This is a genomic window from Pseudomonas syringae, from assembly GCF_002157375.1.
In the GTDB taxonomy this organism is placed as follows: domain Bacteria; phylum Pseudomonadota; class Gammaproteobacteria; order Pseudomonadales; family Pseudomonadaceae; genus Aquipseudomonas; species Aquipseudomonas syringae_T.
In genome coordinates this window covers 1-12,154 of record NZ_MTSA01000039.1, presented here as the reverse complement: position 1 = coordinate 12,154, position 12,154 = coordinate 1, and the positions used below count along the sequence as shown (strand labels likewise).

11 protein-coding genes are annotated in these 12,154 nt (G+C 59.8%); 3 read left to right on the top strand and 8 right to left on the bottom strand.

Annotated features, from left to right (window positions below):
• Positions 1-97: 97 nt before the first annotated feature.
• Together BW686_RS25865 and BW686_RS25860 are read right to left on the bottom strand one after the other, a co-directional pair.
• Positions 98-1,099, bottom strand: coding sequence for an extracellular solute-binding protein (locus BW686_RS25865; RefSeq protein WP_084921032.1), 1,002 nt, complete (start codon positions 1,097-1,099; stop codon positions 98-100).
• A gap of 114 nt (positions 1,100-1,213) precedes the next feature.
• Complete coding sequence (locus BW686_RS25860; RefSeq protein ID WP_084921030.1) at positions 1,214-1,924, bottom strand: Crp/Fnr family transcriptional regulator; 711 nt, start codon at positions 1,922-1,924, stop codon at positions 1,214-1,216.
• An 81-nt stretch (positions 1,925-2,005) separates the two neighbouring features.
• Here BW686_RS25860 and BW686_RS25855 point away from each other — a divergent pair, with 81 nt between their 5' ends.
• Positions 2,006-2,530, top strand: a complete 525-nt coding sequence (locus tag BW686_RS25855; protein ID WP_084921028.1) for an Mpo1 family 2-hydroxy fatty acid dioxygenase — start codon at positions 2,006-2,008, stop codon at positions 2,528-2,530.
• A gap of 532 nt (positions 2,531-3,062) precedes the next feature.
• On the opposite strand, the gene BW686_RS25845 is transcribed toward BW686_RS25855, so the two are convergent.
• The 6 genes from BW686_RS25845 to dibA form a co-directional block, all read right to left on the bottom strand.
• The gene (locus tag BW686_RS25845) at positions 3,063-4,043 is read right to left on the bottom strand and encodes a sulfate/molybdate ABC transporter ATP-binding protein (protein ID WP_084921026.1); all 981 of its coding nucleotides are present in this window, start codon (positions 4,041-4,043) and stop codon (positions 3,063-3,065) included.
• Positions 4,044-4,045: 2 nt separating this feature from the next.
• Entirely contained in the window at positions 4,046-4,918 is an 873-nt protein-coding gene (gene cysW, locus BW686_RS25840) for a sulfate ABC transporter permease subunit CysW (protein ID WP_005887936.1), read from the bottom strand.
• A 13-nt stretch (positions 4,919-4,931) separates the two neighbouring features.
• Positions 4,932-5,753, bottom strand: coding sequence for a sulfate ABC transporter permease subunit CysT (gene cysT / locus BW686_RS25835; protein WP_005887934.1), 822 nt, complete (start codon positions 5,751-5,753; stop codon positions 4,932-4,934).
• A gap of 94 nt (positions 5,754-5,847) precedes the next feature.
• Positions 5,848-6,858 carry a sulfate ABC transporter substrate-binding protein gene (locus BW686_RS25830; protein WP_084921023.1) on the bottom strand — a complete coding sequence of 337 codons (1,011 nt, stop codon included), beginning with the start codon at positions 6,856-6,858 and terminating at the stop codon, positions 5,848-5,850.
• Between the two features lie 144 nt (positions 6,859-7,002).
• Positions 7,003-7,185 carry a sulfur starvation response protein OscA gene (gene oscA, locus BW686_RS25825; protein WP_084921019.1) on the bottom strand — a complete coding sequence of 61 codons (183 nt, stop codon included), beginning with the start codon at positions 7,183-7,185 and terminating at the stop codon, positions 7,003-7,005.
• A 188-nt stretch (positions 7,186-7,373) separates the two neighbouring features.
• Positions 7,374-9,305: a phosphodiesterase DibA gene (gene dibA, locus BW686_RS25820; RefSeq protein ID WP_084921016.1), complete on the bottom strand. Its 1,932-nt coding sequence runs from the start codon at positions 9,303-9,305 to the stop codon at positions 7,374-7,376.
• A gap of 154 nt (positions 9,306-9,459) precedes the next feature.
• Here dibA and desA point away from each other — a divergent pair, with 154 nt between their 5' ends.
• Together desA and BW686_RS25810 are read left to right on the top strand one after the other, a co-directional pair.
• Positions 9,460-10,644 carry a delta-9 fatty acid desaturase DesA gene (gene desA / locus BW686_RS25815; protein WP_084921013.1) on the top strand — a complete coding sequence of 395 codons (1,185 nt, stop codon included), beginning with the start codon at positions 9,460-9,462 and terminating at the stop codon, positions 10,642-10,644.
• 131 nt (positions 10,645-10,775) lie between these two features.
• Entirely contained in the window at positions 10,776-11,774 is a 999-nt protein-coding gene (locus BW686_RS25810; RefSeq protein WP_084921009.1) for a GGDEF domain-containing protein, read from the top strand.
• Positions 11,775-12,154 lie beyond the last annotated feature (380 nt).

Below are 12,154 nucleotides of genomic sequence, written 5' to 3'. Positions count from 1 at the left end.
CACCCCATTTTACAAAGCTGCACTGGCCTCTTCGCGAGCAAGCTCGCTCCCACGCGTTTTGTGTATACCGCTGAGCGATAGGGCAGTGCGTATTAAATCAATTCCAGCCCGCACGATCCATCATGCGGATCGCTTCTGCCTGACGCTTGCCGGCCACTTCGACCGGAAGGGTGTCGGCCTTGAACTGACCCCAGCTTGCCACTTCTTCCGAGGGCGCCACGTTCGGGTTGGCCGGGAATTCCTGATTGACGCTGGAGAAAATCGTCTGGGCTTCAGGCCCTGTCATCCACTCGACCAGCGCCTTGGCGGCTTCCGGGTGCGGAGCATACCGGGTCAGCCCGATGCCCGACAGGTTGACGTGTACGCCACGGTCGGACTGGTTAGGCCAGAACAGCTTTACCGCCAGATCCGGCTTCTGCTTGTGCAGGCGCCCATAGTAGTAAGAGTTGACGATCCCGACATCGCACTGCCCGGCGTTGATGGCCTCAAGCACGGCAATGTCATCGGAAAACACATCAGTGGACAGGTTGTTCACCCAGCCCTTGAGGATCTTCTCGGACGCCTCGGCGCCGTGGGTTTCGATCAGGGTGGCGGTCAGCGACTGGTTATAGACCTTCTTCGCGGTGCGCAGGCACAGGTGCCCTTCCCAGTGCTTGTCAGCCAGCGCTTCATAGGTTGTCAGCTCCGCCGGCTTCACCCGGTCTGTGGAGTAGGCGATGGTTCGCGCGCGAAGGCTCAAGCCCGTCCAGCCGTGGGTGGACGAGCGATACTGCGGTGGAATGTTGGCGTCGATCACAGGCGAGGTGAACGGCTGCAGGATGCCCATCTGCTCGGCCTGCCAGAGGTTTCCGGCATCGACCGTCAGCAGCAGGTCGGCGGTCGCATTCTCGCCCTCGGCCTTGATGCGCTGCATCAAAGGCGCTTCCTTGTCAGTGATGAATTTGATCTTCACCCCGGTTTTGGCGGTATAGGCATCAAAAACCGGTTTGATCAGTTCGTCGATACGAGAGGAATACACCACCACCTCATCGGCCGCCTGGACGGTGCCGCCCAGCAACGTCAGTGTCAGAGCAGCCAGAAGACGCTTGCTTGCCTGCATCGGGGTATCTCGCGTTCACAAATGAGGCGAAATGTTAGTGAATCCCATTTGCTATCTCAATCGATGCGGTGCCGGAGCCGTTACGGGATGTTTCTGACATACAGGCCGGGCTGATCAGCACACCGCCTTTGCTCTGGAGAAGTTTGCAATTTTGCGCAGCTTTTCTACGTCGAACACTTCCAGTTGCCAGTCGTTCAGGCGCACGACCTTGCGCTCCTGCAGGTCCTGCAGCACCTCCATCAAGGCCGGCGTCGAGAGCGCGAGGCGTTGCACCGCCTGAATATCCTCCAGCACAATCAAACGCCGGGCATGACTCAACGGGCCATAGCCCTCGCTCAGCATCAGCAGACGCCACGCGACACGAGACCTGGGTGGCAGTTGGAGGATTTTTTCGGGCCGTTGCAGGGGCAGGCCGATTTTCCCGCTGAGCAAGGCCGCGAATGAATGCCAGTATTCCGGGTGCCTGTCGAGCAACTGGACAAGGAACGACTGAGGGATATGCAGAAAAATGCTCTGCTCCAGCGAGCAGACCTCGAAACGCCGAGGCAGCCCGTCAAACAGAGAGACTTCGCCAAACCAGCAAGGCGGGCACACCGGCTTCATGCTCGACAGCAGCCGCTGTTCGTGGGCACCGCCGACACGCACGCTGCCCTCCAGCAACACATACAGACCGCACGGCAGATCGCCTTTTTCGAACAGCATTCTGCCGGGCGTCCTGCGCCGCTGGCATGCGGCGCCCAGCAGGCTATCCTGCAATCCGGCAGGCAAATTGGAAAACCAGTAGTCGGACAGCAATCGTGACCGCCACGACACTCCATTTGTCATGTTTGCTTCCTTTTATTTCTGGCAGCCGTGTTGTACAACAACGTCAGCTCAAGCCGATCATCGTCTCAGGCAGGAATAATAATGAAAACCCTTGTCGATCATCTCAGCCAATACGCGTCTTATCATCGTGATTCGCGCAATATCGTGACGCACTTCGTGGGCATTCCGTTAATTGTGCTGGCCGTCGCGGTACTTCTGTCACGTCCGGGCTGGGACGTCGGTGGATTCTGGCTGTCACCTGCGGCCTTGGTGGCGCTGGGCTCGACGGTTTTCTACCTGCGGCTGGACCGTGCGCTGGGTGCGGTGATGGCGGTATCACTGGCGCTGTGCATCTGGGCCGGGGCGAACCTTGCGCAACAGGCGACGATGGTCTGGCTGAGCGCAGGCGTCGGGCTGTTCGTGATCGGCTGGATCATCCAGTTCATCGGTCATTATTACGAAGGCCGCAAACCGGCGTTTATCGATGACCTCACCGGCCTGATCATCGGCCCGCTGTTCGTGGTGGCCGAACTGGCGTTCCTGATGGGCCTGCGCAAACCGCTGCAGCACGCCATCGAAGAACGCTCAGGCCCGGTGGGGCGCAATGTGCGCAAGGCAGTGGTTTAGTCGCGGATCACTCTCTCGGCACCACACCCCCGAAACCGGACGCAGCGCGCACTGTGAAGAGGATCATCGTGCCGACGCTCCGCGTTGGTGGCGTCCGAAGATGATTATCGTGCCCATGCTCCGCGTGGGCATGCCGTTCTGGACGCTCCGCGTCCTCTTTTGTGACGCAGAGCGTCATGAAAGGCATTCCCACGCTGGAGCGTGAGGAACGAGAGGTGTCCGAAGAGGATCATCGTGCCCATGCTCTGCGTTGGTGGTGCCTGAAGAGGATCATCGTGCCCATGCTCCGCGTGGGCATGCCGTTCTGGACGCTCCGCGTCCTCTTTTGCGACGCAAAGCGTCATGAAAGGCACTCCCACGCTGGAGCGTGAGGAACGAGAGGTGTCCAAAGAGGATCATCGTGCCGACGCTCCGCGTGGGCATGCCGTTCTGGACGCTCTGCGTCCTCTTTTGTGAGGCAGAGCGTCGTGAAAGGCATTCCCACGCGGGAGCGTGAGGAACGAGAGCACTCGCCCCAGCCCAGCCCAGCCCCTTAAAGCTTCTGCCAGACCTTCGGCTTGAAGAAAAGCGTCTCACCCTTGGCCAGGCCGACCAGGCTGTCGTGGTCTTTCACCACTTCGGCTTCGATCAGTTCGTTCTGCCCTTCCACCTTCAATGTCACCCGTGTAGTCGCACCCAGCGGGCGGATGTCGCGGACTTCGGCGGCGTGGTGGTCTTCGATTTCCTGGCGCGACAGTGATACTTCGTGCGGCCGGAACAGCACATGCCCTTCTTCACCCAGACTCAGGCGGTTGGAGTCACCCAAGAAGTGGTAGACGAAATCATTGGAGGGGTTCTCGTACACCTCGCCCGGCGAGCCGATCTGTTCGATTACCCCTTTGTTCATGACCACGATGCGGTCGGCCACTTCCATCGCCTCTTCCTGATCGTGGGTCACGAAGACCGACGTCAGGTTGATGTCTTCGTGCAAGCGCGCCAGCCAGCGGCGCAGTTCCTTGCGGACCTTGGCGTCCAGCGCGCCGAACGGTTCGTCCAGCAGCAGCACTTTCGGTTCGACCGCCAACGCACGGGCCAGGGCGATACGCTGACGCTGACCGCCCGACAACTGCTCCGGGTAACGGTCGGCCAGCCAGTCAAGCTGCACCATGTTCAGCAGCTCATGGACTTTTTCGGCGATGCGCGTTTCGTTCGGGCGCTCGCGCTTGGGCTTCATGCGCAGGCCGAAGGCGACGTTGTCGAACACCGTCATGTGGCGGAACAGCGCGTAGTGCTGGAACACGAACCCGACGTTGCGATCACGCACGTCATGGCCGGACACATCTTCGCCGTGAAACACGATGCTGCCGTCATCCGGGGTTTCCAGACCGGCAATGATGCGCAGCAAGGTGGTCTTGCCGCAGCCTGACGGCCCCAGCAAGGCGACCAGTTCGCCACTCTGGATGTCCAGACTGATGTTGTTCAGGGCCTTGAAGGCGTTGAAATTCTTGCTGACATTACGGACTTCGATCGACATGATTATTCCTCCGCCGCGTTATGGCGCAGACGGTTAATGCGGGATTCGCTCCACTGCTTGAGCAGCAGGATGAACAGCGCCAGGATCAGCAACAGGCTCGCCACGGCAAAGGCTGCAACGTGGTTGTACTCGTTGTAGAGAATTTCGACGTGCAGCGGCAGGGTGTTGGTGACGCCGCGAATGTGCCCGGACACCACCGACACCGCGCCAAACTCACCCATCGCCCGCGCCGTACACAGCACCACGCCGTAGATCAGGCCCCATTTGATGTTCGGCACCGTGACGTGCCAGAACATCTGCCAGCCATTGGCACCGAGCAGCCGTGCGGCTTCTTCTTCCTGCGTGCCCTGCTCCTGCATCAGCGGGATCAGTTCACGCGCCACGAACGGCACGGTCACGAAAATGGTCGCCAGCACGATGCCTGGCAGGGCGAAGACGATCTGGATGTCGTGGTCCTGCAACCAAGGTCCGAACAGGCCCTGCGCACCGAACATCAGCACATAGACCAGACCGGCAATGACCGGCGACACCGAAAACGGCAGGTCGATCAGCGTGACCAGAATGCTCTTGCCGCGGAACGAGTATTTACTCACGCACCACGCCGCACTGACGCCGAACACCAGGTTGAGCGGCACCGAGATCAGCACCGCAATCACCGTCAGCTTGAGCGCCGACAAGGCATCCGGTTCGAGGATCGCAGTGAAGAACGCGCCCAGACCGTTTTTCAGCCCTTGGGACACCACGATGAACAGCGGCAAGCCCAGAAACAGAACGAACACCAGCCAGCACAGGCCGATCAGAATACGCCGCGACACCTTGCTGCCACGACGGGCCGCATTGGCAGAGGCGGCGGCTGAAACAGATGAATAAGACATGTTCAGCGCCTCCTCAGGATGGGGTTTCAATGCGCCGCTGCAGCAGATTGATCAGCAGCAGCAGAATGAAGGAAACCACCAGCATCATCACGCCGATCGCCGTCGCGCCGGTGTAATCGTACTGGTCGAGCTTGACCATGATCAGCAGCGGCAGGATCTCGGTCTTCATCGGCATGTTGCCGGCGATGAAGATCACCGAACCGTACTCGCCCACGCCCCGGGCAAACGCCAGAGCAAAACCGGTCAGCCAGGCAGGCAGCAACGCCGGCACGAGAATGTGGCGGAACACCTGCCACGGACGCGCGCCGAGGCAGGCAGCGGCTTCTTCGACTTCACGGGGGATATCCGCCAGCACGGGCTGCACGGTGCGGACCACGAACGGCAAGGTGACGAACGTCAGCGCGAGGGTGATGCCCAGAGGCGTGTAGGCGATCTTGAAGCCCAGGTCCGCGGCGAACTGCCCGACCCAGCCATTGGGCGCGTACAGCGCTGTCAGGGCGATACCGGCCACCGCGGTCGGCAGGGCGAACGGCAGATCGATCATCGCGTCGATGATCTTGCGGCCGGGGAAGGTGTAACGCACCAGCACCCAGGCCAGCAGCGTGCCGATCACACCATTGATCAGGGCCGCATAGAACGCCGTACCGAAACTCAGCTTGAGGGCCGCGATCACGCGAGGCGCAGTGATGATGGTCCAGAACTGATCCCAGGTGAGCTGTGCGGCATGCACGAACATAGCGGCCAGCGGTATTAACACAATCAGACTGAGGTACACCAAGGTGTAACCCAGCGTCAGCCCGAAGCCGGGTATGACGGGGGAGATACGACGCGACATAAAAGTCCTTGGTTTCACTTGCACGAAGCCCGGAGGTTAATCCGGGCTGCTTGACCGCACCTGCGACGCCGCCTGTGCGGCATCGTTCTTCGGTTTATTGCGCTTGGTAAATCTGGTCGAACACACCACCGTCATTGAAAAACTTCGGCTGCGCAGTCTTCCAGCCGCCAAAGTCTTTGTCGATAGTCACCAGATCCAGTGTAGGGAACTGCTTCTCGTATTTGGCCGCGACTTCCTTGTCACGTGGACGATAGAAGTTTTTTGCAGCAATTTCCTGGCCTTCCTTGCTGTACAGGTGCTTCAGGTACTCAGTCGCGATCTCGGTGTTGCCTTTCTTTTCGGCATTTTTATCGACCACCGCCACCGGAGGCTCGGCGAGAATCGACAGCGACGGCACGACGATGTCGAACTTGTCCTTGCCGCCGTCTTCTTTCAGCGCCAGAAACGCTTCGTTTTCCCAGGCCAGCAACACGTCGCCCTGGCCGTTGTTGACGAAGGTGATGGTCGAGCCACGAGCGCCGGTGTCCAGAATCGGCACGTGCTTGAACAGGGTCTGCACGTATTCCTTGGCTTTGGCTTCATCACCGCCGCCTGCTTTCAGGCCGTAGGCCCAGGCGGCCAGAAAATTCCAGCGGGCGCCGCCAGAGGTTTTCGGGTTGGGTGTGATCACCGAGACGCCTTCCTTGGTGAGATCGCCCCAGTCCTTGATGCCTTTCGGGTTGCCCTTGCGCACCAGAAACACGATGGTCGAGGTGTAAGGTGTGCTCGCGTCAGGCAGGCGGGTCTGCCAGTTCTCGGGCAGAGATTTGCCCAGCTTGGCGATTTCGTCGATGTCACCGGCCAGCGCCAGCGTCACCACGTCAGCACGCAGACCGTCGATCACGCCACGCGCCTGCTTGCCCGAACCGCCGTGGGACTGCTTGATCTCCACTTTGTCGTCCGGGTGAGCTTTCTTCCAGTGGTTGATGAATTCCGCGTTGTAATCCTGATACAGCTCGCGCGTCGGATCGTAAGACACGTTGAGCAGTTCGTAATCCTTGGCGACAGCCGAACCTGCAAAAACAGCACTGGCGAGAGCGGCCAGCGCAAAACGGCGTATGGACATAGATGAAGCTCCTGGAATGCTGTGTGTCGGCTGTTTGATTTCTTCTTCGCGCGTCAGAACGGCGTACGCACTGGCGAGCTGCTTTTTTTCAGGGTGTATCAGGTGTCCGAATGAAGCCCTCCGGTAGACCAGTCGGGTGCCGTTTCAGCCCTGCTTGGGGGCAGAATTCTGTAACCGAAACTTTTCCTTTCGCTCGATCTGCACCACTTGCGCGTTATGCACGGTGATTTCGACGGCGCCAAAACGCAGGTCACGTAGCGCACTCTGAATCTCACGCAGAATGGCTGCTTCGTCCTGACCGTCAACACTACGTAGAGATGCGCTCATTATCTTTTTCCTTGAAATGCGAGAAGCATGGCATCGCGACCGGGGACGATGGCTATGGCGGTGAGGCAATAATAGTGAGGCGCAGATATTCTTAAAAAGACTATTTAAGAATGCAGATATAACCAAAAGAAATTTAGCGGAGTCGGGACCCGCCAAGACGCATTGCACGCCCTGGCAAGCCTGTCCGTTTAGCGGGCGGGGGCGTTGAAAGCCGGCGCATGCGTCCAGTCGATTGCCTGCGCCACCATCGGTCGCGCAAACCAGTAGCCTTGTCCCAGTTCGCAGTCATTTTCCAGCAGGAATGCAGCCTGGCTGGCGTGTTCGATGCCTTCCGCCAATACCCGCATGCCGAGGCTGGAGGCCAGCGTGATAATTGCCCGGACAATGGCGATGTCATCACGGTCCTCTGGCAAGCCGGCCACAAAGCCCTGATCGATCTTGAGTTTCTGAACCGGCATGCGCTTTAGCCGCAACAGTGACGAGTAGCCCGTGCCAAAGTCATCGATGGCCAGGCTCAGGCCCATCTCACGCAGCCGATGCAACTGTTCGATGGCCTGATCCGGGTTCTCCATCACGGCACTTTCAGTGACTTCCAGCTCCAGAAACGCAGCATCGAGCGCGGTGTCGTGCAACACCTGCGCGACCTGACGATCAAGATCGCCACGACTGAACAGACGGCTGGACACGTTCACCGCCACAAATCCGATCGGCACATCCGCAGCCAGCCATGCCTTCATCTGCTGGCAGGCCGTGTTCAATACCCAGGCATCGATGTCGACGATCAGCCCGCTCTGCTCGGCAATGGGGATGAATTCACCGGGTGACACCATCCCGCGCTCAGGGTGCTGCCAGCGCACCAGCGCCTCGACACCGCAAATGCGCCGCGTCACGAGGTCGTGAACCGGCTGATAGAAGACCCGCAATTCCTCTTGCGCGATGGCCTGACGCAGTTCGCTCGCCAACTGCACGCGTTGCTGGGCATGCGCGGTCAGCTCTTCGGTGTACAGCGCAAACACCTCGCGGCCATCACCCTTAGCCTTGAACAGCGCCGAATCGGCGTTGCGCAATAGTTGCTCGGCGGTCAGCGCATCGCCAGGAAACAGGCTGATGCCGATGCTGGCAGAAACGAACAGTTGATGACCGGCGATGGCGTACGGCGCCTTGAATGCATCGATCACCTGCTGAGCCAACGCCGCCGCCTGAACCATCTGCGGACAGTTTTTGACCAGTAGCGCGAACTCATCGCCGCCCAGGCGGGCCACGGTCATCTCGCTGTCAGACACGCTCTTGAGCCGCTCGGCAGCAGCCTTGAGCACCTCATCACCCACGTTATGGCCGAGGCTGTCGTTGATGTTTCTGAAGTTATCGAGGTCCACCAGCAACAGCGCACAGCTGCGCTTGCTGGAGCGCGCGGAGGTCAACGCCTGGCTGATACGGTCGGTCAGCAGCAGCCGATTGGGCAGGTCGGTCAAGGCATCATAATGAGCCAGTTGCGCCAGCTCCTGTTCGGAGCGCTTGATGGCGGTGATGTCGGAAAACACCGCCACGAAGTGCCGGACCTGACCGTCTTCGCCCTTGATGCTGCGGATGGTTTGCCACTGGGGGTAAATCTCGCCGCTTTTGCGCCGGTTCCAGATCTCGCCGCTCCACTGCCCGGTGCTGACGAGCGAGTGATACATCTGCCGGTAGAACTCAGGCCCGTGGCGGCCCGACTTGAACTTGCTGGGGTTGAAACCCAGCACCTCATCGGCCTGATAGCCGGTGATGTCCATGAACGCGCGGTTGACGTGGACGATCCGGCCTTGCGCGTCGCTGACCAGCACCCCTTCACGGGTACTGTCGAACACCACGGAGGCCAGCAGCAGCCGTTCGTAGTCCTGCTGCTGCCGTTCGAACAGTGCCTTGCCGCCGATGCCGCTCATCAATCTGTCACGTGCAATGAAGATCATGACGGCGCTGAGCAACACCCAGCCGTAACCGATCATCTGTTGGCCGGTAGCCAGTCGAGCCGGTTCATCGATGAAAAAGGGCAGCAGACAGTCGCCTGTCACGAACCACAGAATCGACAGCAGCCCATACAGGGCGGCGGTTCGCAGCGCGCCACCGGAATAATTGGACATAAAATCTGAAAGCCTGACGAAAGGTCTGGATTATAAAGCAAGAAACATCCTGCGACGCTTATCTCAAAGGGTGACTGGTTTTCTGTGCAATGTCAGTGATAATGCCCCTGCGACTTTTTTCTTTACCGGTATTTTTACGAGGGCCAAACAGCCTATGTGGTACAACGGTTTGCTCGACCTGTCCGTCTGGCAGGTAATAGCCGTCACGCTGGTGATGACGCATATAACCATCATCGGTGTCACGGTCTATCTGCACCGCTATTCAGCCCACCGCTCGCTCGAACTCAACGCGGGGCTCAAACACTTCTTCCGCTTCTGGCTGTGGCTGACCACTGCCCAGAACACACGCGAGTGGACGGCCATCCACCGCAAACACCACGCAAAATGCGAAACCGTCGATGACCCGCACAGCCCGGTCGTCAAAGGCTTGTCCACCGTGCTGCGCAAAGGCGCCGAGCTGTATCGCGAAGAAGCGCAGAACCAGGACACCTTGCGTATCTACGGCAAGAACTGCCCGGAAGACTGGATCGAGCGCAACCTGTATTCGCGCTACAAGCTGCTGGGCATTGCCCTGATGGCGGTGATCGATGTGGCGCTGTTCGGCGCACTCGGCATCACGGTCTGGGCCGTGCAGATGATGTGGATTCCCTTCTGGGCCGCTGGCGTGGTCAATGGGCTGGGCCATGCGGTCGGCTATCGCAACTTCGAATGCCGTGACGCGGCCACCAATCTGGTGCCGTGGGGCATCGTGATTGGCGGCGAAGAGCTGCACAACAATCACCACACCTACCCCAACTCGGCCAAGCTTTCCGTCAAGCCGTGGGAGTTCGACATGGGCTGGGCCTGGATCAAGATGTTCAGCTTCCTGAAACTGGCCAAGGTCCAGCGGGTCGCGCCTATCGCCCATCGGGTCGAAGGCAAGGGCCACATGGACATGGACACCGCCATGGCGATTCTCAACAACCGGTTCCAGATCATGGCTCAGTACCGCAAGCTGGTCATTGCGCCGCTGGTTGCCCAGGAGCTGGGCAAGGCCGACGAATCGGTACGTCACCAGTTCCGCCGTGCCAAACGGCTGCTGTCGCGTGAAACCAGCCTGCTCGATGACAAGCACCACCTGCGCATCCAGACCATGCTGGAACACAGCCACGCGTTGAAAGTGATCTATGAAAAGCGCCTGGCGTTGCAGCAGATCTGGGTCAAGACCAGCAGCAATGGTCATGACATGCTTTCCGCCATGAAAGAGTGGATTCACGAAGCCGAAGCCAGTGGCATCCAGTCCCTGCGCGACTTCGCCGATCAGTTGAAAACCTACTCGCTGCGCCCCGCCCACGCTTGATACCGTTGATCGGTGCGCCTGTTCCAGGCGCGCCAGCTTCGGAACTTATACCCTTTTGAACCCTCTCATCAGTTTTCCCGCCCTGCGGGAGAGTGGGCGGCATTGGCTGCGCACGTTCGAGATGCGTTCCTATGGAAAAGCAGCCCTTTACCGCACCATCCGGCACACCAATCACCGATATGCCTGCAGCCGCAGAAACCCTGTTAGCCCTGATGCACGCTCAGGCCGAAGTCGCACGCCTGAGCGAGCGCGAACAATTGTTCAGCTCGTTGCTGGTGAGTGTGAACGCTGTTCTGTGGGCGTTTGACTGGGAAACCCAGCGCATGATCTACGTCAGCCCGGCGTACGAACGCATCTTCGGTCGCTCGGCTGGTCTGCTACTGGCCGACTACAGTGAATGGCGCGACAGCATCTACCCCGACGACCTGAATTACGCCGAGCGCAGCCTGAGCGAAGTCATCGAAAAAGGGGCTGTGGAAGACCGCGAATACCGCATCATCCGTGCCGATGGCGAAGTACGCTGGCTCAGCGACAAATGCTTTGTCAGCCACCGCGCCGACGCCAGTCAGCGCCTGATTGTGGTGGGCATCGCGGAAGATATCACCGAGAAGAAGCAACTCGAAGACGAACTGCAACGCCTGGCCACCACCGACGTGCTGACCCAGAGCAGCAACCGCCGTCACTTCTTCGAATGTGCCCAGCGCGAGTTCGAACTGGCTCGTTTGAATGGAACGCCGCTGGCTTTCCTGCTGCTGGACATTGATGACTTCAAGCTGGTGAACGACACCTACGGCCACCAGGAAGGCGACACGGTGCTGCAACGCATCGCAGAAAGCGGTCGCTCGGCCCTGCGGCGCGGCGATCTGTTCGGGCGTATTGGCGGCGAAGAGTTTGCAGCGGTATTTCCCGGCTGCGCCCCAGAGATGGCCATGCAGATCGCTGAGCGCCTGCAACGCGAGATCCAGCGCCAGAACTTCCAGTCAGGCGGCGAGGCGTTCAGCATCACGGCCAGCCAGGGCCTAACCAACCTCGGCCCCGACGACCAAGGCCTCGAAGCCCTTTACGGGCGTGCCGACGCGGCGATGTATCAGGCCAAGCGCCAGGGCAAGAATCAAATCGTGCTGGTTTGAGCCCGTCGGCCGACGCTCCGCTTGTGCGGGAACGGAGTGAGCCGGTCGACGCTCCTCTTGTGTAGGAGCGGACTTGTCCGCGATCTGCCGGGAACCGGCAGTAAAACCCGGCACCCCGGTGCATCAGACACACCCGAGGCAGCAGGTTTGGGGCCGCTTCGCAGCCCATCGCAGCCGTCGTAACCTCCTGAAGCTCCCACGCCCTCCGGGCAGAAGCCCGATCTACGGGCATCTCAGGACATAAACATAGCAATGGAACGAGAGCTGTCTGAAGATAATCGTGCCCATGCTCCGCGAGCGGAGTGAGCCGGGCGACGCTCCGCTTGTGTGGGAGCGGACTTGTCCGCGATCTGCCGGGAACCGGCAGCAAAACCCGGCAC

Bases quoted from the DNA above. Each gene is read 5' to 3' on its own strand.
- BW686_RS25865 (WP_084921032.1), bottom strand. From the start codon at position 1,099: ATGCAGGCAAGCAAGCGTCTTCTGGCTGCTCTGACACTGACGTTGCTG.
- BW686_RS25860 (WP_084921030.1), bottom strand. From the start codon at position 1,924: ATGACAAATGGAGTGTCGTGGCGGTCACGATTGCTGTCCGACTACTGG.
- BW686_RS25855 (WP_084921028.1), top strand. From the start codon at position 2,006: ATGAAAACCCTTGTCGATCATCTCAGCCAATACGCGTCTTATCATCGT.
- BW686_RS25845 (WP_084921026.1), bottom strand. From the start codon at position 4,043: ATGTCGATCGAAGTCCGTAATGTCAGCAAGAATTTCAACGCCTTCAAG.
- cysW (WP_005887936.1), bottom strand. From the start codon at position 4,918: ATGTCTTATTCATCTGTTTCAGCCGCCGCCTCTGCCAATGCGGCCCGT.
- cysT (WP_005887934.1), bottom strand. From the start codon at position 5,753: ATGTCGCGTCGTATCTCCCCCGTCATACCCGGCTTCGGGCTGACGCTG.
- BW686_RS25830 (WP_084921023.1), bottom strand. From the start codon at position 6,858: ATGTCCATACGCCGTTTTGCGCTGGCCGCTCTCGCCAGTGCTGTTTTT.
- oscA (WP_084921019.1), bottom strand. From the start codon at position 7,185: ATGAGCGCATCTCTACGTAGTGTTGACGGTCAGGACGAAGCAGCCATT.
- dibA (WP_084921016.1), bottom strand. From the start codon at position 9,305: ATGTCCAATTATTCCGGTGGCGCGCTGCGAACCGCCGCCCTGTATGGG.
- desA (WP_084921013.1), top strand. From the start codon at position 9,460: ATGTGGTACAACGGTTTGCTCGACCTGTCCGTCTGGCAGGTAATAGCC.
- BW686_RS25810 (WP_084921009.1), top strand. From the start codon at position 10,776: ATGGAAAAGCAGCCCTTTACCGCACCATCCGGCACACCAATCACCGAT.